Genomic DNA, 25,966 nt, shown 5'->3' with positions numbered 1-25,966 from the left:
GCATGGGGTATGGAGTTGCAGTCCGATAGCGGCCCTTGAGTTCGTCGCCACACCGCAATTGCGGGCGCCGGGTCGATGGCGTTCGGGCCTGTCGGTGCCAAGTCCGTGGATCGAGGTTTGACAGCTGACCTGTTGCTACTACGCTCGTACCGTCGTCTTGCGGCAATCGACCCGGGTCCGCAGGACCACGGCAAAAACAACAAAGTCATTGATCACGCAAGGTATGCATCGTTGCTGCCGGCAAGCCTCGGACAGTCACTGTTAAAGGGAATTACTGTGTTCAGGAACACGGATACGTCGGCCTTGCTTCTCGCTGAACCTCCATCGAAGCCATGGCTGGAACCGGGGTGGCCTTGCGCATCCGTGCTCCCGGGCAGTCGCCTGCGGGATCGTCACCCGCGTCCCCTGGAGGACGATTAGCCGCCCGCGCACCCCCGCACGAAATCGATTCTTCATTTGCCTGAGCCCGTGGCCGGCGCTCCCATGAGCCTGTCCCGCCGACGGGATGACACGGATAAAAGCTGCCGGGCCCGGTGGCCGAACCTGACAGGGAAGTCGCGCAGTGTCTGACAACAACTCGACCAATGGCGGCCCACGGGGCATGTCGCAAGAGGGGCGGCCTGGTGACCAGGTTTCGGAAGCAGCGATCATCGCCGGCTGGAACGCTACGGACCACCCATACCCGCTGGACCTGTGCCTGCACCAGTTGATCGAACAACAAGTGCTGCGTAGCCCCGACGCTGTGGCCGTGGCGTTTGCCGACCAGTGCTTGAGCTTTGCCCAGTTGAATGCCCGGGCCAACCGTCTGGCTCACTACTTGCGCGAACTGGGAGTCGGGCCCGACAGCCTGGTGGGCGTGCAGATGGAGCGCTCGCTCGAGCTGATGGTGGCCTTGCTGGCAATCCTCAAGGCCGGTGGCGCCTACTTGCCGCTGGACCCTGGCTATCCGCAGGAACGCTTGGCATTGCTCATCGGTGACGCCTCGGTCAGCGTGGTGCTGACCCAGCGGCGTTTTGCCCCGCGACTGGCCGAACACGCCGTCCAGGCATTGTGCCTGGATGACCCGCAGAACCAGGCGCTGCATGCCAGCGAGGCCAATCCCTCGCTCATCAACAGTCCCGCCGACCTGGCCTATGTCATCTACACCTCCGGCTCCACTGGCCGCCCCAAGGGCTGCATGTTGCCGCACAAGGCCATTTGCAACCGGCTGCTATGGATGCAGCGCCATTACGCCGTGGGGCCGGATGAGCGGATCCTGCAGAAGACTCCCTTCACTTTCGATGTGTCGGTATGGGAGTTGTTCCTGCCGCTGCTCAGTGGCGCCTGCCTGGTCATGGCCCGGCCCGGTGGCCACCAGGATGCCCACTACCTGGTGGAGATCATCAAGGCGCAACGGATCACCATCTGCCACTTCGTGCCTTCGATGTTGCGCTTGTTCCTCAAGCATCCGGCGGTGGACGAGTGTCGATCGTTGAGCAACGTGTTCGTCAGCGGCGAGGCCCTGACCCACGATCTGCTGCTGCTCTACCGTTCACTGCTCCAGGCCCGGTTGCACAACCTGTACGGCCCCACCGAAGCTGCGGTAGACGTCACCTGGTGGGTCGCCGAGCCACGGGCCGACCGGCGCGTGCCAATCGGACGACCCATCGACAACATTCGCATCCATATCCTCGACGCCGGAACCGCGGCGGTGCCCATCGGCCAGACCGGCGAATTGTGCATCGGTGGTGTCGGCCTGGCCCGCGGGTATCTCAATCGACCCGAGCTGACGGCGGAGAAATTCATCCGCGATCCGTTCTGCGACGAGCCCGATGCTCGTCTGTACCGCACCGGCGACGAGGCACGTTTCCTCGATAACGGCGAGATCGAGGTGCTGGGGCGCTTCGATTCCCAGGTCAAGCTGCGCGGCTTGCGCATCGAGCTGGGCGAGATCGAAACCACCTTGAAGAGCCACCCTTCGATCAGCGATGCGGTGGTGCAGGTCCAGGATGCGGGATCGGAGGACCCCAAGCTGGTGGCCCATGTCGTTGCCCAAGGGCTGGACAAGAAGGCCGTGCGCGATTTCATCAAGTCGCGCTTGCCGGAATACATGACGCCGAACCGGGTGCTGTTCGTCGAGCAGATCCCGGTCACCGCCCATGGCAAGGCTGACCGCAAGGCACTGCTCGAGGGTAGCAGCGGCCCTGCAACCGGCGCCCGGGCATCGACGCTGGATGTCCAGGCGCTGGCCGCGTGGCTGCAAGCGCACTTTCGCCAAGCGCTGGAACTGACCGAGCTGGCACCTGACGACGATCTTTTTGACCAGGGCGCGACCTCCTTCACCCTGGTGCAGGCGATCCACAGCATTCATCAGCAGTATCAGGTCACCTTGCCGGTGCAGGTGCTGCTGGAGCGACCGACCATCGCCGCTATCATGGCCTATATCCTGGACGACAAGGGGGGGCTGGCGGACTCGCCAGCGCCGGCAACGACGGCGCCAGTCTCGTCCACCCATGGCGCGTCCGGATCGGAGCCAATCCGGCTGGAACCGGTGAGCTTCGATCCAGCTGCCTATCTGCGCACTACGCAGGTTACGCCCGCCGGCCGCGAGCAACTGGGCCAGCTGTTGTCGTTGCTGCGCGAAGTCTCGCTGCAAGGGCAGGGCAAGTACCTTTATTCATCGGCCGGCGGCCTCAATGCCATCCAGTGCTACCTGTACGTGGCCCAGGGGCGGGTCGAGGGCTTGCCGGGAGGCGCCTGGTACTACCAGCCACGGCTCAACCGGCTGCTACCGGTCAGCGTGCCGGCCCGGGACGTGCCCCAGGACCCGCGACTGGCCGGGGCCGATTTCGCGCTGTTCCTGGTCGCCGAGATGGCCGCCATCGAACCCATCTACAACCATGCCGCGCCGGCGCTGCTGGTCCTGGAAGCGGGGTACATCGAGCAGCTGTTGCTGTCGCGCCAGGCAGGACTGGGCCTGGCGCTGGCCCCGGTACAGGGTTTCGAGGTTGCGCCACTGCGCCAGTTGTTCGCCTTGCAACCCAGCCATCGGGTCCTGCATTGCCTGGTCCAGGGCGGCTCGGCCGCCAGCGCGAGCCTGGTACCGGGAGCTGGATTCGGCGATTTCCTGAGTGCCAGCACCAACGGTTTCGACTTGCCGGGTCAGGCAGCGCTGGAGCAGTTGCACCAACAGCAACGGCAGATTCGTCGCGACTTGCCGGAGCAGGGCGAGCAGGTCATCGAACTGCCTTGCCTGGCGATCGGTGCTGAGGCGCTGCGCCTGCGTGCCACCAAGCGCCAGTACGCCGAGACCCCGCCGAGCCTGGCGCAATTGAGCCGCGTCCTGGGCATGCTGCGGGCCGCCGCGGATGGCGCCCATCTGTATCACGTCGACTCCAGCCTGGAGCTGAAGATCTACCTGCAACTGACCGCTCCGGCGCCCCGGGAGGCGGGGCAGGAGCCATGGCTGCCTGCCGGTATCTACCGCTACCACGCCGCCAGCCATGCCCTGAGTCGCATCGGCGAGGCTGACCCGCAGTTGTTCAATGGCAGCTATACCCCCTTCAACCGCAAGCACGGGCAACAGGCCCGGCTGCGGATCTTCATCATCGCCGGCCAGGCGCCGGCCCATGGTGCGGACAGTCGCTATTTCAACCTGCTGCAAGCCGGACGGATCGGCCAGTTGCTCCTGGAAAGACAAGGCGAATTCGATATTGGGCTGTGCCCCATCGGCTCGATGTACTTCGATAAGGTTCGCGCTGCCTTCGCCCTGGACGAGGGCGACGAGCTGCTGCACAGCTTCGTTGGCGGCACCGTGATCCAGCAACTGCCCCGGGGCTGGCCGCGCCTCGAAGTGGCGGGCACCTGCGCCGCGGAGCCTGATGAGCCGCTGGCGATCGTCGGGATCGGTGGCCGCTATCCGGGCGCCGCCGACGTCCGGGAGCTGTGGGATAACCTGAGCGCCGGGCGTTCGTCCATCGCCAGCATCAACGCCGGTACGCTATTGCATGGCCAGCAGGCGGCAGCCGTCGGGCCGCATTGGTCGGTGGGAGCCTTGGCCGATAAGCAGCTGTTCGATCCGTTGCTATTCAATATCACCCCCGCCGAAGCCAGGACCCTGGACCCCCAGGAGCGCCTGTTCCTGCAAGCGGCCTGGCATTGCCTGGAGAACAGCGGCCATACCGCCAGCAGCCTGCGCCGCAGTGCCGGGCGGGTCGGAGTCTTCGTTGCCGCGATGTGGGGCGATTACCAGCACCACCAGCCCGGCACGCAAGGCCAGCGGGCGAGTTCCTTGCATTCGGCGATTGCCAACCGAGTTTCGTTCTTCAACGACTTCGATGGTCCCAGCGTAGCCTTCGACACCTCCTGTTCCTCGGCACTGACCGCCCTGCATTTCGCCTGTGCGAGCATCCGCCAGGGCGAGTGCCGGGCAGCGCTCGTCGGTGCAGTGAACCTGATCAGCCACCCCTCGCACCTGGAGCTGTTGAGCTCCCTGGAGCTGCTGTCCGCAGAGGGCCAGGCCCATCCGTTCGGCCTGGAGGCCAATGGCTGGGTGGCGGGCGAGGGCGTCGGTGCCCTGTTGCTCAGGCCGCTGGCGGACGCCAGGCGCGACGGCGACCAGATCCTTGGCCTGGTCCGCACCACGGCCATCGGCCACAGCGGCAGGACGCTGCGCTACGGTGCTCCAAGCACCGACAGCCAAGCGGCGTCGATGAGCCAGGCATTGCGCCAGGCCGGGCTGGACGCCGAGGCTATCGGCTACGTGGAAGCCGCCGCGCCGGGCGCCAGCCTGGCCGATGGCGCCGAGTTCGCGGCTATCGCCAAGGTCTTCGGCCAGCGCCAGGGCGATACACCGCTGCCCGTGGGCTCGATCAAGGCCAACATCGGCCACCTGGAGTCGGCCTCGGCGCTATCGCAGATCACCAAAGTGCTGATGCAGTTCAAGCACCGGCAATTGGCACCGACCCTGGGGTGCGTACCCCTGAGTCCCCTGGTGGCCATGGAGCACGGCAAGCTGGCCATCGTCGACAGCCTGCGTCATTGGCAAGGGCCGCCGCGAGCCTTGATCAATGCCTTCGGTGCCAGTGGCTCCGCTGGCCACCTGATCCTCGAGGCGCCGCCGCCGGCCGATGCCAGGACGCAGCCTCACGGTCCCTGGCTGTTTCCATTCAGCGCCGCCAGCGATGAACAACTGCAGCGGCTGCTGGCGGCCTTTGCCAGCGATCTGCAGGCTGGCCGCCTGGATGAGGCCAGCCTGGGCGACATCAGCTATACCCTGTGCGTGGGCCGGGTCGCCCTTGGCCATCGCCTGGCGTTGGTGGCCGAGAGCGCGGCGCAATTGCTCGAGCTGCTCGGGGCTGGCACGGGTTCGTCGTTGCTGCGTGGAACGGCGGGCCGGGAAGTACGGCCGCCGGTCAGCGAGGCGGATTTGCAAGGACTGGATCGCCAGGCCCTGGAGGCCGTCGCCAGCCGTTGGGTCGCAGGCCAGGTCGACTTGCAGCAAATTGCCCGGCATGAATGCCGGCGCGTGGCCCTGGCGCCGTATCCCTTTGCGGGCCTCGATTGCCATATCGCCGCTCCCGCCAGCAGCGAACTGACCGGGCCCGCCCGCGACGACAGCCTGCAAGCGGCGCTTGAGAGCTATCTCAAACAGCATTTTTCCAAGGTCTCGGCCATTGCCGAAGACAGCCTCGACAGCCAGCAGAGCTTTGATCGCTACGGCCTGACCTCGTTGATGATCACCGAGCTCAACCAGCGCTTGGCGCAAGCTTTCGGTGAGTTGTCCAGCACCTTGTTCTTCGAATACCAGAGCATCAGGGCCCTGGCGTCCTGGTTCGCCACCGAGCATCCGGCGCGCAGCCGCCAGCTGCTCGGGCTACGGGAGCCGGCCAAGGCTGGCATGCAGATCGCCGGCAGCGAGCCAAGGTCCGCGCCCGAGCGGCAGCCGGCGCAGCAGGAACAACCGATCGCGATCATCGGCCTGGCCGGGCGCTTCCCCGGGGCGCCCGATGTTGAGAGCTTCTGGGACAACCTGAAGAATGCGGTGGACAGCATCGGCGAGATTCCCGCCGAACGCTGGCAGAACCAGTACTACTACAGCCAGGACCGCGGCCAGAAAGGCAAGATCAACACCCAGTGGGGTGGCTTCATCGACGATGTCGATCGCTTCGACCCGTTGTTCTTCAATATTTCCCCGCGCGATGCCGAACGCATGGACCCCCAGGAGCGGATCTTCCTGGAGACCGCCTGGCACACCCTGGAAGATGCGGGCTACGACCGCGCCGCGCTGCAACGTCACTACCAGGGCAACATGGGCGTGTTCGTCGGCGTGATGCACGGCGAGTACCTGCTGTATACCCGCTCCACTGCCAGCGACTGCACTGACGATGCGGTCGATGCCTCGTTCGGCTCGATCGCCAACCGGGTGTCCTACGTCCTGGACTGCAATGGCCCGAGCATGGCGGTGGACACCCTCTGCTCTTCATCGCTGACGGCCTTGCACCTGGCGGTACAGAGCCTGCGGCGGGGTGAGTGCCGAGTGGCCCTGGCCGGGGGCGTCAACCTGTCGCTGCACCCGAACAAGTATTTCATCCAGTCGCAGTTGACCATGTCTTCCAGCGACGGACGCTGCCGCAGTTTCGGCGAAGGCGGCGACGGCTTCGTGCCTGGCGAAGGCGTCGGCGCGGTGTTGCTCAAGCCGCTGGCCGAGGCCCAGGCCGATGGCGACAACATCCACGCGGTGATTCGTGCCACCTCGATCAACCATAACGGCAGGACCCACGGCTACACGGTGCCCAGCCCCAACGCCCAGGGCGCGATGATCGCCGAGTCCCTGGCCAAGGCCGGCATGGATCCACGGGAACTCAGCTACATAGAGGCCCACGGCACCGGCACGGCGTTGGGCGATCCGATCGAAATCAGTGGCCTGCAACAAGCCTTCGCCCAACGCAGCGCCGCCTTGGGCCGGCCGCCGGTTGCGGCCCGGCACTGCGCGCTGGGCTCGGCCAAGTCGAACATCGGGCACTTGGAGTCGGCCGCGGGGATCGCCGGGGTGGCCAAGGTACTACTGCAACTCAAGCATCGGCAGTTGGCGCCATCGCTGCATTCGCAACGGCTCAATCCGGCGATCGCCTTCGCCGAGTCACCGTTCCATATCCCGCAGCAACTGCAAGAGTGGCGCCAGCCGCGGCTGGATCTGGACGGTAGCGAACGCGAACATCCATTGGTCGCTTCTGTCTCGTCCTTCGGTTCCGGCGGCTCCAACGGGCACGTGATCATCGCCCAGTACCAGGCCCCGGAGCGCTCGCCGGCCCTTGCCGACCAGCCTGCGATCATCCTCTTGTCCGCGCGGACGCCGCCCCAGCTGCTGCAACAAGTCGAGCGTCTACGGCAATGCCTGCAACGTCGCGCCCTGGAGGGCCAGCTGCCGCGTCTGGATGACCTGGCCTTCACCCTGCAGCAGGGCCGCGAGGCACTGGAGTATCGCCTGGCGTTCAGTGCCACGAGCATCGATGAGCTACAGCAGCGCCTGGCCCAGGGCCAAGCATTGCTGGCCAGCACGCCTCAGTGCTCGGGGTGCTTCGACAACTTGTACCTGGGCCGCGTCCAGGAGAACAAGGCGGCGATGGCGGTGCTCGCCCATGATGAAGACATGGCGGCGACGCTAGTGGCCTGGGCCGACAAAGGCAAATACCAGAAACTGCTGGAGCTCTGGGTCAAGGGCCTGGCGTTCGACTGGACACTGCTCGGGGCTGCGCCGGGGACGCTCCGGCGGATCAGCCTGCCGGGGTATCCCTTCGCCCGCGAACGCACTTGGGTCCGTGGCGACTTCCAGTTCCCGCCCCAGGGCCAGCGGGGCGATGCCGGGCATCTGCATCCGTTGTTGCAACGCAACGTGTCGGACCTGGCGCAGCAGAAGTTCACCTCGATATTCACGGGTAACGAATTTTTCCTGCGTGATCACCGGGTGCGCAAGCAGAGGGTATTGCCCGCGGTGGCTTACCTGGAAATGGCACGCGAGGCCATCAGCCAATCCCTGGGTGAGCAGGGGGCCGCTCCCCTGGCCCTGTGCAACCTGGTATGGGCGCAACCGCTGGCGCTCGACGAACAGGACGGCGAGCCTCTGGGTGTCGAGATCCTGGTGGACAGCCTGGACCCGCAGCGCCTGGGTTTCCAGATACGCGCGCCGCAGGGCCAGGCGCTGTACTGCCAGGGCGAGGCGCTGCTGCAGGGTATACCCGAGCCACCAGCGTCCCTGGCGGCGTTGCAGGCGAGTATCCAGGAGCGAAGCCTGGACGCCGACACGCTGTACCGCGCCTTCGACAGCGTCGACATCCACTACGGCCCCAGTCACCGGGCGGTAAGCCAGTTGCACACCGGTGCCGGACAATTGCTGGCGCAGATCGAACTGCCGCAGTCGTCGAGGGCAGGGCATGGGTCGTTCGTCCTGCATCCGAGCCTGATGGATGGCGCCCTGCAAGCCACCGTCGGGCTGCTCCTGGCCAAGCGGCTGGAGCAGGGCCAGGCGGCGCTGTTGCAGACCACCCGAGTGCCTTTCGCATTGGCCGGGTTGTGGCAGAGCGGGGCGGCGCTGGGGGAGCGGATATGGGCCTGGGTGCGTGATGCCCGGCAGGCCGTGGATGTCGGTCAGTCGAGCTTCGATATCGATATCTACAACCAGCAGGGCGAGCATTGCCTGGCCCTGCGGGATTTTGTCCTGCGGGAGCTGAAGGCGCCGTCGGCCCTGCAAGGCTTGCTGGACGATCGCGCGCAGGCCGATTGGTACCTGCTGGAAAAATGGCAGCGTGTCGGTGTGCAAGTACAAGCGCCGGACACCGGACGGTTACTGGCGATCGCCCATGACGTGGATGGCCAGCGGCAGTTGGCGGCGCGTTATCCGCAGGCCGCCGCGTTGCTCCTGGACGGCAGCGAGTCCATCGAGACCCTGGCCGCGCGGTTGGCCGAGCTGGGCCCGTTGGAGCAGGTGCTGTGGCTGGCGCCGAGCGAGGCACAGCAGTCGAGCGGCGTCGCCGACATGATCCACGCCCAGCAGGCTGGGGTCCTGGGTTTGTTCCGCTTGCTCAAGGCGGTGCTGGCGATGGGCGGCGACAGCCAGCCGCTGGCCTGGACGCTGATCACCCGCGCCACCCTGACGGTATTCGATCAGGCCAGCACGCTGCACCAGGCCGTCCATGAACCGGTGGCGCCTGCCCATGCCAGCGTCCACGGCCTGGTCGGCGCGATGGCCAAGGAGTACCGCCATTGGCGGATTCGGCTGCTGGACCTGCCGGCCGGCGACGCTTGGCCGAGCCAGGACCTGTTGGCATTGCCCGCCGACCCGCAAGGCGATGCACTGGCCTGGCGCGACGCGGCCTGGTATCGACCCAGCCTGGTGCCTTGCCTGCCCCCCCAGGCCGCTACGCTCAAGGACCCCTATCGCCAAGGCGGGGTCTACCTGGTGGTCGGTGGTGCCGGTGGCATCAGCCGCTGGTGGAGCGAGCAATTGATCCGCAGCCATGCGGCGCAGGTCATCTGGATCGGGCGTCGTGAACAGGACGACCCGATCACCGCGGCCATCGACCAGCTCGCCCGGCTGGGCCCGGCGCCACGCTACATCAGGGCCGATGCCGGCAATCATGCCGCGCTGCAACAGGCCGTGGCGCAAGTGCTGGCCGAGCATGGGCCGATCCATGGCGTGATCCACGCCGCGCTGCAGCTCGAGGATCGAAGCCTGGCGCGCATGCAGCCTGGGGAGTTCGCCGCCGCGCTGGCCGCCAAGGTCGACGTCAGCGTATGCCTGGCCGAGGTATTCGAGCATCAGCCGCTGGATTTCATGCTGTTCTTCTCCTCGCTGCAGAGCTTCACCAAGTCCCCGGGCCAGGGCAACTACGCCGCCGGCTGCACCTTCAAGAACGCTTTCGGCCGCTATCTGGGGCAACGCCGCAGCTACCCGGTGCAGGTCATCAACTGGGGCTACTGGGGTGAGATCGGCTCGGTGGCCGGCGAGGACTATCGGCGGCGGATGGCCGGCCTCGGACTGGGCTCGATCGACGGCGAGTCGGCGCTGCAAGCCCTGCGGGTGCTGCTCGCTGGTGGGGCCGAAGGCCAGGCGCCGAGCCAGTTGACCTTCCTGCGTGCCACACGCAGCCTGGGTGAAACCTTCGGCCAGCTGGCACTGCCGGCCCCTGCCGGCGGCCCGTTGGGGGAATACGCCGAACTGCGTCCGGCTGCCTACCCCTCGTTGCTCCCGCGGATCCAGGACCGCCTGCGTCCGGACAGCCAGCAGGTGCGCGGCGTGGTGGCACAGGTGCAGGCGCACAAGGCGCTCATCCATACCTTGCAGTTGCGCCTGCTGCAGGCCCAGCTCGAGCGCTTGGGCTGCTTCACTTGTCCAGGCGAATCGGCCATCGATATGCAGCAGCGCTGCAAGCTGTCACCGATGTACCAGCGCTGGCTTGCCAAGAGCCTGGATGAATTGGCGCAGCATGGCTACCTGCGGCTGGAGGACGGCGTATACCACGACACCCAGGTGCGGCCGGTGGCACTGGAGGCGTTATGGCAAGAGTGGGCCGGGCACCAGCCGGCTTGGCTCGAACACGCCAGCCTCAAGGCCGAGGTATTGCTGGCCGAGGCGAGCTTGCAGGCCCTGCCGCGGATTCTCGATGGCCGGATCCCGGCCACCGACATTCTCTTTCCCGATGCCTCGATGGCTCTGGTCGAGGGCATCTACAAGCACAATCCGCTGTCCGATTTCTTTAACGAAGTACTGCTCGACGCGGCCTTGGAGTTCGTCCGCGGCCGCCTGGAGCAGGCGCCGCAGGTGCCGATCCGGATCCTCGAGGTCGGTGCCGGCACTGGTGGCACCAGTGCCCGTGCCTTCGAAAAGCTGCGACCGTTCCAGGAGTGGATCGCCGAATACTGCTATACCGATGTCTCCCAGGCGTTCCTCAGGCACGCCCGCCAGGCCTATGGCCCGCAAGTCCCGTACCTGGCCTGCCAGCCGTTCGATGTCGACCAGCCATTGGCGGTCCAGGGTATCGAGCCAGGCACCTATGACCTGGTGATCGCCACCAACGTCCTGCATGCAACGCAGGATCTGCGCCGGACCCTGAAGAACGTCAAGGCGCTGCTCAAGCACAACGGCCTGCTGATGATCAACGAGATCGCCGGCAATGGCTTGTTCACCCACCTGACCTTTGGCCTGCTCAAGGGCTGGTGGCTGTTCGATGATCCGCAGCTGCGCCTGCCCGGCGGTCCGGCGCTGGCTCCACGGCAGTGGAAGCAGGTCCTGGAAAGTGAAGGCTACCGCCAGGTGCTGTTTCCGGCCCTGGCCGATCACGACCTGGGCCAGCAAGTGATCATCGCCCGAAGCAATGGCGTGGTCTGGCAGGATCGCTGCGAGCCCCTGGCAAGCGGCGCCGGCACCGCGGCGCGCCCGTCACGCAGCGCGGCGCCAGCGCCATCGCCAGCGCCAGCATTGCCCAGGCCGCTCGCCGCGCCATTGGCGGTGGACGACAGCCAGCTCAAGGCGGGCATGATCGACCACCTCAAGCAGGTCATCGGCGGGCTGTTCAAGATCGCTCCGCAAGAGATCGACGCTCGCGAAGCGCTGGAGACCTACGGCATCGATTCGATCCTGGTAGTGCAGCTCACCAACTTGCTGCGTGACCAGCTCGATGGGGTCAGCAGCACGCTGTTCTTCGAATACCAGACCGTCGAGGCCCTGGCCGGGCATTTCGTCGCTACCCAGAAAGAACGCCTCAAGTCCCTGCTGGGCGTGGACCAGGCCGCGCCACCGCCGGCTCCCGCCGCCGGAACGAGCGGGCAACCGATCATCCCGGGCAAGTCACGTTTTGCCTCGCCGCCACCCGTCCAGCCCCCATCCGGCAGGCCCGGTACCGATGTGGCCATCGTCGGCCTGGCGGGACGCTACGCCAATTCGGCCAACGTGCGCGAGCTGTGGCAGCACCTGAAGAACGCCAGCAACTGCATCAGCCAGGTACCGCGGGAGCGTTGGGACTGGCGCCAGTATTTCGACCAGGTTCCCGGTACTCCCGGGCGCATCTACACCCCTTGGGGTGGCTTCATCCACGAGATCGACAAGTTCGACCCGCTGTTCTTCCACATCTCGCCCCGCGAAGCCTTGAAGATGGACCCACAGGAGCGCCTGTTCCTGGAAGAGGCCTACCAGTGCATCGGCGATGCCGGCTATACCCCGGCGCGCCTGGCCGAGGGACAGCGGGTCGGAGTGTTCGTCGGTGTGATGAACGGCACCTATAACCGGCAGTCCAGCTACTGGTCGGTGGCCAACCGGGTGTCCTACCAGTTCAACTTCCAGGGGCCGAGCCTGGCGGTGGACACCGCCTGTTCCTCATCGCTCACGGCTATCCACCTGGCGCTCGACAGCTTGCACAGCGGCGTCAGCGACTGTGCGCTGGTCGGCGGGGTCAGCCTGCTGGTCGATCCAGTGCACTACATGGGCCTGAGCGAAATGCAGATGCTCTCCACCGGCCAGCGCTGCAAGGCGTTCGGCGCCGACGCCGACGGATTTGTCGCCGGCGAGGGTGTAGGCGCCTTGTTGCTCAAGCCGCTGGCCCGGGCCGAGGCCGATGGCGACCGGATCTACGGCGTGATCAAGGGCAGCATGCTCAATGCCGGCGGCAAGACCAACGGCTACACCGTGCCCAACCCCCTGGCCCAGGCGCGCCTGGTGAGCGATTCGCTGGCCCGCGCCGGCGTCGACCCCAGCTCCGTGAGCTATGTCGAAGCCCATGGCACCGGCACCGCCCTGGGCGATCCGATCGAGATCGCCGGCCTGGCGCGGGCGTTCAATGCCGGGGCGGGCACTGCGCGCGCTCAGCACTGTGCCATCGGCTCGATCAAGTCCAACATCGGCCATTGCGAAAGCGCGGCCGGTATCGCCGGGATCACCAAGGTGCTGCTGCAACTCCAGCACCGGCAGCTGGTGCCGTCGCTGCACGCCGATGCGCCAAACCCGGAAATCGATTTTGCCGCCACCCCCTTCAGGGTGCAGAAAACCCTGGCCGAGTGGCCCCAGGCCCAGGTCGAGGTCGGCGGTGTGCTCAAGGCGGCGCCGCGCATCGCCACCGTGTCGTCTTTCGGCGCCGGTGGCGCCAATGCCCACCTGGTGATCCAGGAGTACCAGGAGCAACGGCCCAGGCCCGCCATGGTCGTGGACGAACAGCGACCGGCGATCATCCTGCTGTCGGCCAAGAGCCGCGAGCAACTGTTGCAGCAAGCCCGTTCGCTGCTCGACGAATTGACCCACGAGGCAGTGCAAGGGGCTGGCTTGCCAGCGTTGGCCTGCACCCTGCAACTGGCGCGCGAGGCCATGGAGCAGCGCTGTGGATGGCTGGTCGGTTCGTTGGCGCAATTGCAGGAACGGCTGCGCGACTTCATCGCCAGTGGTGCCACCCAGGCCCGCACTCGAGCCAAGTCCGCCACGCCGTTGCCCGGCCCGGCGCTTGGCCACGACATGCACCGGGCGGCCAGCCAGGCCGCCCTCGACGCCTGGCTGGCCGGTGCCGACCTCGACTGGCAGCAGATGTATCCGCAGGGCCGTCCGGCGCCCCTGAGCCTGCCGGGCTATCCCTTCGCCCGCGAGCGATACTGGCAGGCTCCCGCGGCCCGGGAGCTGCCTGTCAGCAGCGGCGAAACCCACCTGCATCCGCTGCTCCAGCGCAATGTATCGGACCTGCATGGCTTGCGTTACCTGACCCGTTTCAGCGGTACCGAAAGCCTGCTGGCCGAGCATCGTGTCAACGGCCAGGGCGTGCTGCCCGGGGCGGCGATGGTCGCGATGATCCAGGCGGCGTTGACCGCAGCCCTGGGCCGCGCGCTACCCGCCGGCCAAGCGTTGCTGGTTCGCGACCTGGCCTGGCACCAGCCGTTCAGCGTCGAAACCGCCGCTGCCGGGGAGCTGTTCCTTGAGGTGCAAGCACAGGCGCAGGACCAGTACCGGGTCGGCCTCTATTCCTACGATCATGCCGCCCAGCTGCAACTGCATTGCCAGGCGCAGGCCGCCCTTGGCGTGGTCCCGGCGCCGTCGCTGGAGGCCGCCGGCGGCGCTCCGCGGACAGTGGATATCCAGGCCTGTTATCGGTGCCTGGCCGCCATGGGCATCGAGTATGGGCACAGCCATCGTCGCCTGTTGACGCTGGAGCGCTGGGAAGACCGAGCCTTGGCCCGGGTGACCCTGGAGGATCCGGCGGCGAACGCGGGCTTCGCCATTCATCCAGCCTTGCTCGATGCCGCCATGCAAGGGGTCATGGCCTTGTTGCTGGATGAGCTGGGCGAGCGACCACCGCTGCTGTTGCCCGACAGGGTGGGGCAGTGGGTGCTGCTGGCCGATTGCCCGGCAACGTTGCAGGTACGAATTCGCCGGGCGGGCGGCACGGCCCCGGGCTATCGCTTCGACCTTGAGTTGTTCGACGAGCAGGGCCAGTGCTGCGCCTTGCTCCACCAGTTGTCGTTCCGGGTCGCCACTGCCGGTCCCGAGGCGAGCGACGGCTTGCTGTGCCGCAAGCAGTGGCGCGAGGTCCAACCGGCCAGCGCGACTCCCGCGCCGGACCTCGATCGACAGGTGCTGGTCCTGGGCCAGCATGAAGCCTTTGCCGGGCTGGCCGAAGCGCTACAGGCCTCGGGCATCGGCTGTCTTGTCTTGGCGCCGGGCGACTACCAGCAAGCCGCGCAGGCCCTGGCTGCGCAACTCAAGCCCTTGCTCCAGGACGCGCGGCCATGCCTGCTGCAGTTGTTGATCGCCGCCGATGAGCCTGTGGGTCATGTCGGCCTGGCCGGGCTGTTGCGCAGCGCCAGTCGTGAGCAGCCGGCATTGGCCTGCCAGGTGGTCGAGGTGGCGGCAGGGCTCGCCCCTTGGCAACTGGCCAGTGCCTTGGCGGCCGAGGCGGTCGATCCTGCGGAGCGCCAGCTGCGCTACCTGGCCGAGGCCGGGACGTTGCGGCGCCAAGAGTTGTGCTGGCTGTCCCAGCCCCTTGGCGACGGCCCCGCGCCGTGGCGAGCGGACGGCGTGTACCTGATCACCGGTGGCCTGGGCGGGATCGGCATGATCATGGCCCGGGCGATCGGATCGGCGGCGCCCCGAGCCCGCGTGGTGCTCTGTGGCCGCACGCCGGCGACTGCGCCCGAGGCGCTGGAGAAGCTGGCCCAGTTGGGACCGGGAGTGGAATACCAGGCCCTGGACCTGGCCGCCGCCGACCAGGTCCAGCGCTTGATCGACGACCTCATCGAGCGTCATGGCGCACTGCACGGGATCCTCCATTGCGCGGGTATCACACGTGACGCCCTGCTGGTGGACAAGAGCGCGCAAGACTTTGCCGCCGTCCTTGCCGCCAAGGTCGCCGGCGCGCAGCACCTGGACCGCTGCAGCAGCGGCCTGGCGCTGGACTTCTTCGTGCTGTTTTCCTCCATCGCCAGTGTTCTGGGCAACGCCGGACAGTGCGACTACGCCGCCGCCAATGGTTATCTGGATGCCTTTGCCAGCCTGCGCAACCGCCAGGTCGCCGCTGGCGACCGGCAAGGCCGGACCCTGGCGATCAACTGGCCGCTCTGGCAGGCGGGCGGCCTGCACATGAGCGCTGGCGCACGTCGCCTGCTGGCCGAGCGCACGGGCATCGAAGCCATGGCCAGCGCCACCGGCGTCAAGGCGTTCTACCAGGCCTTGCACAGCGATGCGGAACAATTGATGGTCCTGGCTGGCCGCGACGGCGAGAAACTGCGCGCCTTGCTCGACGCCGGCCCGGCGCCGGTGGCCGAAGTCGTGGCGCTGGAGGCTGTGGATCTGGCGAGTTGGCTGCGCCAGTTGCTGGCCAGGACCCTGAAGCTGGCACCGCAACGGCTGGACGAAGAGCTGCCGTTCGAGCAGTACGGGCTCGATTCGCTGATGATCCTGGAAATGACCGCCGTCCTGGAAAAACGCTTCGGCCCGCTGTCCAAGACGTTGTTCTTCGAGTACCCGAGCCTGCGCGAGCTGGCTGGCTATCTTGCCGCACGCCAGGTCCCGAGCCCTGTATCGGCACCGCTCGCTGAGCAACTGCGCGGCCTGCTGGCCGAGGTCTTGCAGCGGCCGCTGGAGCGCAGCGACGACTCGCGCTGTTTCGAGGAGCTGGGGTTCGACTCATTGCAGATCCTCAAGCTCACCCGGCGCCTCGGACAGGTGTTCGGTGCGTTGCCGCCGGCCTTGCTGTTCGAGCACTGCAGCCTCGACGCCCTGGCTGGCTACCTGGCGGCGCGGACCACCAAGGCGCCAGGGCGCGCCCCTGGCGCTGCGCTCCGGCGTCTGTTCCACAGCGCTGCGCCGCCGCCCCTGGCGAACCCGCCGGTGCATGACGATATCGCGATCATCGGTATCGCCGGGCGCTATCCGGACGCCGAAGACCTGGAGGCCTTCTGGCAGAACCTCAGCCAGGGCCGCAACAGCATCCGCGAGATTCCTCCCGAGCGCTGGGACTGGCGCGACTACTACAGCGCCGACCGCGGCCAGGCCGGCGTACATAACAGCAAGTGGGGCGGGTTCATCGCGGACATCGACCGGTTCGATCCACTGTTCTTCAATATCTCGCCACTGGAGGCCGAGCTGCTCGATCCCCAGGAACGGCTGTTCCTGCAAACCGCCTGGGCGGCCATGGAGGACGCCGGCTACAGCCGCCAGCTCGGCGCCGGGCAGGAGGGCTCGGGGCTGCAGGTCGGCGTCTATGCCGGGGTGATGTACAACGAGTACCAACTGCTGGGCGCCGAGGCCAGCCTGCGCGGCCAGCGCATGGGGTTCGCCGGCTCCAGCGCGAGCATCGCCAACCGCGTGTCGTTCTGCCTCAACTTGCAGGGCCCGAGCCTGGCGGTGGATTCGATGTGCTCCAGTTCGCTCACGGCCCTGCACCTGGCTTGCCAGGACTTGCACAGCGGCCGTACGACCATGGCCATCGCCGGCGGCGTCAACCTGACGCTGCATCCGAACAAGTACCTGATGCTCAGCAGCGGCCAGTTCATCTCCAACCAGGGCCAGTGCGCCAGCTTCGGTGAAGGCGGCGACGGCTATGTCCCGGGCGAGGGGGTTGGCGTGGTGGTGCTCAAGCGCCTGGCAGATGCCGAGCGTGATGGCGACCAGATCCATGGCCTGATCAAGGGCAGCCACCTCAATCACGGCGGCAAGAGTACCGGCTACAGCGTGCCGGACCCCCGGGCGCAGCAAGCGGCCATCAGCGGCGCGCTGGCCGATGCCGGGCTGGAGCCGGCAGCTATCAGCTACATCGAAGCCCACGGCACCGGCACCCGCCTGGGCGATCCGATCGAGATCGCCGGCCTGGACAAGGCCCTGGGCCCGCGTACGCCGGACCAGACCTGCTGGATCGGCTCGGTGAAGTCCAATATCGGACACTGCGAGGCCGCGGCTGGAATCGCTGGCCTGACCAAGGTGCTTTTGCAGCTCAAGCACGGACAAATCGCGCCTTCGCTGCATTCGCAGACCCTCAATCCCTTCATCGATTTCGCCGCCACGGCCCTCAAGGTCAACCAGCAGCTGCGCCAGTGGCCGCAGGCAGTGCAGGCGGGCCGGCCCATGCCACGCATCGCCGGGCTGTCGTCGTTCGGCGCCGGGGGCTCCAATGCCCACCTGATCGTCGCCGAATACCCACGGCCCCGACCGTTGGCGAGCGATACCGCACAGCCGCAGATGATCCTGTTGTCGGCCCGCGAGCCCGAGCAATTGCGGCAGATCGCCGGGCGCCTGCTGGCCAGGCTGGAACGGACCGAGGCCGGCGACAGCCTGGCGGCGGTGGCCTGGACCCTGCAAGTGGGGCGCGAGGCCATGGCGCATCGCGCGGCGCTCGTCACTTCGTCCCTGCATAGCTTGTTGGGGTCGCTGTGCGCGCTGGCCGGCGGCGACAGCAGCAGCTGGATTCGCGGTGACAGCCAACTGGCCAGTCAACGGCTCGAGCAATTCAAGCAGCAATGGCCCGACTCCCGGCAGGAGCCGCTGATCGAGTTGCTGGCCCAGGGGCAGTGGCAGCAGGTGCTGGAATTATGGTGCGACGGCTTGCGGATCGACTGGGCCGCGTTGCGCGCCGGGCAGGGCGAGCGCCCCCGGCGCATCGGCCTGCCGAGCTATCCCTTCGCCAGCGAGCGTTACTGGGCGCCCGTGGGCGGCCCGCGGCCACCGGTCCCGGCGGCACATCCATTGTTGCAGGCGCGGCACCCGAGCCCGGAGCATCCGGCCTTCACCAGCCTGCTGCGGGGTGACGAGCCCTGGCTGCGCGATCACCAGGTGGCCGGGCACAAGACTTTGCCCGGTGTCGCCTACCTGGAGATGATCAGGGTCGCCGTCAGCCAGGTTCGCGACGCGGGAACCGCTCGGGGCATGGTCATCGAGCCGCTCCATTGGCTGGCGCCCTTGACGGTGCTAGGGACGCCGCGGCGCTTGCAGCTGGACCTGCAAGCCACGGCGGGCCACCTGGCGCTCACCCTGCACAGCCTTGACGGCGACCAGCCGGTGGTGCATTGCCAGGCCCGGGTCAGCGCCGCGACACCCGAGCCAACCCAGACGCCGGACCTGGCGCAGTGGCGGGCACGATCCTGGGCACGCCAGCTGGAGGCTGAAGCCGTCTACGGGCTGTTCCAGCGGATGGGCCTGGACTACGGGCCCAGCCACCGCGCGATCCGCCAGCTGCAGATCGCCGAACAGGACGGCCAGCGCCAGGTGCTGGCGCGGCTGGAACTGCAAGACCTCACGCCCGGATCTGACTGGTGGCTGGAGCCCGGCATGGCCGACGGCGCATTGCAGGCAGCCATCGGCCTGTTGCTGCCACTGAGCGGCGAGCTGGCCGGCCCCTGGCCACTGCTGTTGCCCTTCGCCTTGCAGCGCCTGGAACTGATCGCCCCTTGCCAGCGACGGATGTGGGCGTTGCTGTGCAGCGACCCGCCACGCCAGTGCTGCGACATCGACCTGGTGGACGACCAGGGGCGGCTGTGCGCACGGTTCATCGGCTTGAGCTCCAGGAGGCCCGATACCGTGACGGAAAACAAACCATCCAGCGCTACACGGCACCTGCTGGCGCCGGTCTGGTCGGTGCTCGACGGCGCATCCCAAGAACAGCAAGCCCAGGGCCCGGTATTGGTCTTGGGCGCCACACCGGCGCGCCGCCAGGCGTTGGCCACGCTTTATCCCCGGGCGGAGCTGCTGGAGGATGGCCGGAACGACTATCTCGGCGTGCTGCAGGCCCACCCCGGCCTCGAGGAAGTGGTGTGGCTGGCGCCGCCCGTAGAGCCCGGCGCGGACCTGGTCGCTGCGCAGCAACAGGGTGTCCTGGCGCTGTTCCGGCTGATCAAGGCCCTGCTGGAACTGGGCCATGGTCGCGCCTCGCTGCGCCTGACCCTGCTTACCGCCCAGGCGCTGGCTATCCATCCCGGCGAGTCCTGCGATGTGACCCATGCCGCGGTGCATGGGCTGGCCGGCTCGCTGGCCAAGGAATACCCGCATTGGACGGTGCGCCTGGCGGACCTGGCCGAGCAGCAACTGCCGTCGCTGGGTGGCGCGCCGTTCGCCGCGCTCGCCTCCGGCGAGCCGCTGGTGTTGCGCCAGGGCCAGTGGTGGCGCCGGCAACTGGTACAGGTCAAGGCCGATGCGCTGGCGGCCGCGATACCGGTCTATCGCGACGGCGGCGTTTACCTGGTCATCGGCGGTGCCGGTGGCATCGGCGCCGTCTGGAGCCAGCATGTGATCAGCCGGCATCGCGCCCGTGTGATCTGGGTCGGACGGCGGGCGCTGGAGGGGGAGGTCGCGGCGAAACTCGACGAATTGACCGCCATCAGCTCGATGCACGGCGCTCCGGCGCCGGTCTACCTGCAGGCCGACGCCGCGGATGCGCAGCAGTTGGCCAGGATCGAACGCGAGGTGGGCGAGCGCTTTGGCCGGATCAATGGGGTGGTGCATTCGGCCATCGTGCTCAAGGACCGTAGCCTGGCCAACATGGATGAGCAGACCTTCAGCCAGGTGTTGCAGGCCAAGGTCGCGACCAGCGTGGCCCTGGCCCAGGCCTTCGGCGCGAGTGCCGCGACCCTGGACTTCGTGCTGTTCTTCTCTTCGATGATGTCCTTCAGCACCGCCGCCGGACAAAGCAACTACGCGGCGGGCTGCACTTTCGCCGACGGTTTCGCCCGCCAGCTCGGGGAGCGCTGGGCTTGCCCGGTCAAGGTGATCAATTGGGGCTACTGGGGAAGCGTCGGCACGGTCAGCGACCCGCGTTATCGGCAGCGCATGCAGGCCCTGGGGCTGGGCTCCATCGAGCCGGAGGAAGGCTTGCGAGCCATCGATCAACTGCTGGCCGCAGACCTGGACCAACTGGCACTGCTCAAGCTCCTGGCGCCCGTATCGAACGAGGGCCCGGACAGCCTGGACGGATTACTGGGCCGCGAGCAACTCACGCTCGACACCCGGCCGGTGCCCGACACCGCGGCCCTGCAGGAGCGGCTGCGGGAACGGCTGCTGGCCTTGGCCGCGCTTACCTAGAGGCCGCAGCCGGCATTCATTCATCCAAAGCAGACGCGTCACAGGGAAGTTGAAGCATGCAAACAGCCGCACATCACACCGGCGCTGGAATTTTCGCTGAGCTTGAGGCACTGGCGCGTCGCCTGTTGGCCAGCCAGCTGGACGAGTTGGGGCTTGCCCGCGCCGAGGACCTCAAGCGCCTTGGCGCGAATGTCCCGGATTACCTGCGGCCCTGGCTGGAGGAAAGCCTTGAGTATGTGGCCGGGGTCGAGCGCGGCCCGGCCCAGGCGCTGTGGCAGCAATGGCAGGAGCAGTTGCCGCGCTGGAGCCGCGAACCTGAACTGGTGGCCAGGGCACGTCTGCTCGATGCCTGCCTCAAAGGCTTGCCGGCGCTGCTGCGCGGGGAGCTGAGCGCGCCACGGATCCTCTTCCCCGAGGGGACGATGAGCCTGGTGGAGGGCGTCTACAAGAACAACCAGCTGTGCGATTACTTCAACCAGGTGCTGATCGCCGCGGCGCTGGCCTATATCGAAACTCGCCCGGAGCCGGCCGAGCCGTTGCGGATCCTGGAGATTGGCGCCGGTACGGGCGGCGCCACGGCGGGCCTGCTGGCGGCCCTGGCGCCCTGGCACGCGCAGATCGCCGAGTACTGCTACACCGATCTGTCCCAGGTCTTCCTGCAGCATGGCGCCGAACAGTTCGGCGCGGCCAACCCTTTCCTGCGGACCCGGTTGTTCGACGTGTCCCGGCCTTGCGCCGAGCAGGGCATGGAGGTCGATCGCTATCACCTGGTGGTGGCGAGCAACGTGTTGCACGCCACCGTCGATATCCGCCAGACCCTGCGCAACGCCAAGGCGCTGTTGCGCAAGGGCGGCTTGCTGCTGCTCAACGAAATCAGCCAGGCCTCGCTGTTCACCCATCTGAGCTTCGGCCTGCTCGAAGGCTGGTGGCTCTACCGCGATGCGGCCTTGCGCATTCCCGGTTGCCCCGGCCTGTCGCCGGCTGGCTGGCAGGCGGTGCTGGAGCAGGAAGGTTTCGGCCCGGTGCTGTTCCCGGCTCGCGAAGCCCACGACCAGGGCCAGCAGATCATCCTGGCCCAGAGCGACGGCATCGTCCGCCAGCCCCTGGGCGGGCCAGCGCCTGCCCCCAAGCACGAACCTGCACCGCTACCTGCGCCGCTGGCGCAGCCGGCCGTTGCCGGTGACTGGTGGCAGCAGGTCGCCGGGTTCCTGCGCGACCTGGTCGGCACGACCCTGAAAATCCCCGCCGCCAAGCTCAGCCTGACCCGGCCGCTGGAAGACTATGGCCTGGACTCGATCCTGGTAGTGCGCCTGACCCATGCCTTCAGCGCGCATTTTTCCGCCGTCGACAGCGCGGTGTTCTTTGAAGTGCCGACCCTGGCGGCGCTGACCGACCACTTCATCCTGCATCGAGGCCCCGAGCTCGAGGCGTTGCTGGGGTCATCCGAGCAGGTACGGCCCGACGCCGGCGTGCCATCCAGCGTTACGCCGGCGATACCCGCAGGCGCGGCGGCCGGTATCGCCATCATCGGCCTCGACGGGCGCTACCCCGGGGCCCGATGCATGGATGAGCTGTGGCACAACCTGGCCACCGGGCACTGCGCCATCGGCGAGATTCCACGCACACGCTGGGACTGGCAATGTTACTTCGCCTCGGAAAAAGGCACCCCCGGGCATCTATACACGCGCTGGGGCGGCTTCATCGAGGGTATCGACCAGTTCGATCCGGGGTTCTTCCGCATCTCGCGCACCGAAGCTGAACGCATGGACCCGCAGGAGCGGTTGTTCCTGGAGGTGGCCTACCACAGCATCGAGGACGCGGGCTACAACCCGGCGACCCTGCATCGCCAGGGCGAGGTCGGGGTGTTCGTCGGGGTCATGAACGGCAGCTACAACCCCATCAGCAACTACTGGTCGATCGCCAATCGGGTGTCTTACCAGCTGGACCTGCAGGGGCCCAGCCTGGTGGTGGACAGCGCGTGCTCGTCGTCGTTGACGGCGATCGACCTGGCGGTCCAGAGCCTGCTCGGCGGACGCTGCGAGGTGGCCATCGCCGGTGGCGTCAACCTGATCGTCAATGCCCGGCATTACCTTGGCCTATGCGAAATGATGATGCTCTCGTCCGGCGACCAGTGCCGTGCCTTCGGTAATGAGGCCGATGGCTTCGTCGATGCCGAGGGCGTCGGCGCCGTGGTGCTCAAGCCCCTGGCCCGAGCGCTCGCCGACGGCGACCGGATCTACGGGGTGATTCGCGGCAGCGCCACCAATGCCGGCGGCAAGACCAACGGCTATACCGTACCCAGCGCCACGGCGCAGCAGCGGGTGCTGGAAAAGGCCCTGGCGCAAGCGGGCCTGGACCCCAGTCGGCTCAGCTATATCGAGGCCCATGGCACCGGCACCGCGCTGGGCGATCCGATCGAGATCAGCGGATTGAACCGGGTCCTGGCCAAGCAGGCGGGCATGCAATGCGCCATAGGCTCGATCAAGAGCAATATCGGCCACTGCGAAAGCGCCGCCGGCATCGCCGGGCTGAGCAAGGTGCTGCTGCAACTCAAGCACCGCCAGCTGGCGCCGTCGCTGCATGCCGCGCAGCCCAATCCACGGATCGATTTCCACGAGACCCCACTGCGCCTGCAGCAGCGCCTGGCACCCTGGACGGCCAATGGCGCGACGCGCATCGCCGCGATCTCGTCGTTCGGGGCCGGCGGCGCCAATGCCTCGTTGATCGTCGAAGAGCATCTGGCCCAGGTGGACTTGCGGCCGGCCATGCCCGGCCCCTGGTTGATCCCGCTGTCGGCCAGGGATCCCCAGCGCCTGGCGGAGTCGGCTACGCGGCTGCTGGGTTTGCTGGCCGGTGAAGGAGCCGCGGACCTGGCCCTGGCCGACCTGGCGTGGACCCTGCAGACCGGGCGCGAAGCCCTGGCCGAGCGCCTGGCGCTGACAGTGGCGTCATTGGCGCAACTCCAGCAAGGCCTGGAGCAGTGGCTGGCCGGTACGGTGCAGGGCCACGTATTCCAGGGCCAGTGCGATCCCTACGGGCCGCCGGCCGCCGACGCGCAATTGCCGGAACAGGCGCGGCTGGAGCAACTGGCGGCCGCCTGGGTGCTGGGTGCCAGCGTGGACTGGCCACGGCTCTACGGCGATGACACCCATCGGCGGCCCAGGCGCATCAGCCTGCCGGGTTATCCCTTCGCCCGAGACAGCTACTGGCTTCCTGGCCTGGCCCAACCACCAGCCCCTGGGGGACCGGTCGAGACGCCGACGGCGGCGGACCTCGACGATTGCTGCTACCTGCCACGCTGGGAGGTCCAGGCAGCCGCGGAACCGGCGCCGGAGCCAGGCCCCGGAGCGGTGTTGCTGGTGACCCTGGGCCAGGCCGGTAGTATCAGCGAAGCCTTGCAGACGGCATTGCACGCGCATTACCAGGACCGCCGCCGGTTGTTGCGGATTGATTGCGAGCAGGGCGCGTCTGCCGAACTGACACCGGGTCACTGGCGCTGCGATGCTGGCGACCCGGCAGCCCTGGTCGACACCTTGGCGACGCTGGGGCCGCTGGCGCAGATCCTGGTGAGCGTCGCGCCACAAGCGGCCGACCTGTCGCTGGCAGAGCTGGCCGACAGCCTGCAGCACCATGAGCTGCCGCTGTTGCGCCTGTTCAAGGCCCTGGGCCAGCAGGCTGGCGAGCACGTCATCGATTGCTTCCTGTTGTCGTTCGCTCGCCACGACTTCGCCGGCTCGACGCCCTCGGGCAATCCCGTGGGGGCGGGTAGCACCGGCCTGGGTTATGCGATGGCCCAGGGTGAGTACCGGGTGCGTCTGCGCCAGCTGGACCTGGACCCCGCCGACCTCGAAGAGCCGGCCAGCCGGCAGCGGCTGCTGGCGCAGATCCTGGCCGAACCTGCCGCATTGCGCGGCGAGCCGGTCAAGCTGGCCGTCGGCGAACGCTTCGTCCAGCAACTGTGGCCGCTGGTGCTGCCGCCACCGTCCGGCACCAGCCCCTCGGCCCTGCGGCACGATGGGGTGTACCTGATTCTCGGCGGCAGTGGAGTGATCGGCCAGGTGCTCAGTCGGCAGCTGGTCGAGCATTACCAGGCCCGGGTGGTCTGGCTGGGCCGGCAACCCGCGGACAGCGAACCGGTGCGCCAGCGCCTGGCGGCCCAATCGCTGCGTGGACGGGTCGACTACCTGCAGGTCGATGCAACGGACCTGGCGCAGTTGCAGCGGGCCGTGGCCCAGGTCACCCAGCGCTACGGACGGATCAATGGCGCGGTGTTCTCGGCCATGGTCTTCGACTTCGAGAACAGCATCCGCCACACCAGCGAAGAGCAGTTCCAGGACATTCTCCAGGTCAAGAGCCGCGGCAGCCTGAACTTCTACCAGGCCCTGGCGGGGCAGCCGCTGGACTTTCTCTGCTACTTCTCGTCCGGGCAGGGCTTTGCCTTTTCCGGTGCGGCGAAGCTGTCCGCCTACGCCTGTGGCATCACCTTCGCCGATGCTTGCGCCGCCAGGATCGCGGCCACCGCCAGTTTTCCGGTGGGGGTGATCAACTGGGGGTTCTGGCGTGCTTCGCTCCAAGCGCAGCCGATCAGCGAGCACCTGGACGCCCTCGAGGATGCCGAAGGGTTTGCCTGCTTCAGCCACTTCGTCGGGCACTTGGCCAGCGGCTCGCTGCGTCGCTTGGTGTGCCTCAAGGCATCGCCCGCGGTACGCCAGTTGATGGCGGTGCCCGAGGGCCGGCAGTTGCGTTTCGAGCCTGGCGAGCTGCTGCCGGCCGCCGCCCCGTCGGTCGAGTTGCCAGTGGCCGAACACCAACGCCTGCAAGGGATATTCGAGCCACGGATACTCGATCAGTCCATCGCCGTGCTGTTGTTGGTCCAGTTGCAGACCCTGGGGATCTTCGTGACCAGCGACGCCCATGACGCCGAACACTGGCGCCAGCGCGCCGGGATTGGCGAGCGCTACCGGCGCTGGTGGCAGGAATGCCTGGCGATCCTGGTGGAACAGGGTCACCTGCGCCGGCAGGGCGCGACATTCGCCGTGGCCACCCCCATCGCCCGGAACCGGCGTGAGGCGATCCTGGCCGCCTGGAAGGACCAGCGCGACCGATATCTGGCGGACCCCGAGCGGCAGGCCCAGGTGACGCTGATCGACGATTGCCTGCTGCACCTGCCACGCATCCTGACCGGGCAGCTCCAGGCCACGGACCTGCTGTTCCCGGACGGTTCGATGGACAAGGTCGAGGGCATCTACAAACACAACAGCCTTGCGGACTTTTTCAACCGGCAACTGGCCGTCCAGGTCTGTGCCCACATCCAGCGGCTGACCGAAGCCGAGCCCGGCCGGGCGCTGCGCATCCTCGAAGTGGGCGCCGGCACCGGCGGCACCACCGCCGCCTTGCTGGCAGCGCTGGAACCCTGGGCCGGGCACATCGGCGAGTACTGCTACAGCGACC

Annotated in this window: 2 protein-coding genes (1 of these 2 cut by a window edge); both read left to right on the top strand. The window is 67.4% G+C overall.

The genetic code is table 11. The annotated features are described in order from the left end of the window. Positions 1–562 precede the first annotated feature (562 nt). Complete coding sequence (locus tag CAG11_RS28260; RefSeq protein ID WP_085599366.1) at positions 563–20,515, top strand: amino acid adenylation domain-containing protein; 19,953 nt, start codon at positions 563–565, stop codon at positions 20,513–20,515. Between the two features lie 56 nt (positions 20,516–20,571). Continuing rightward, positions 20,572–25,966: the start of an SDR family NAD(P)-dependent oxidoreductase gene (locus CAG11_RS28255; protein WP_085599364.1), read on the top strand. The gene runs 9,395 nt beyond the window's last position; the window shows 5,395 of its 14,790 coding nt (coding positions 1–5,395); its start codon is at positions 20,572–20,574; its stop codon lies off the right edge, out of view.

The sequence above is a fragment of the Pseudomonas sp. B6(2017) genome, assembly GCF_002112765.1.
Classification (GTDB): Bacteria; Pseudomonadota; Gammaproteobacteria; order Pseudomonadales; family Pseudomonadaceae; genus Aquipseudomonas; species Aquipseudomonas piscis.
Note: the sequence above shows the minus strand (reverse complement) of the source record. Positions and strands in the feature narration are given on the sequence as shown.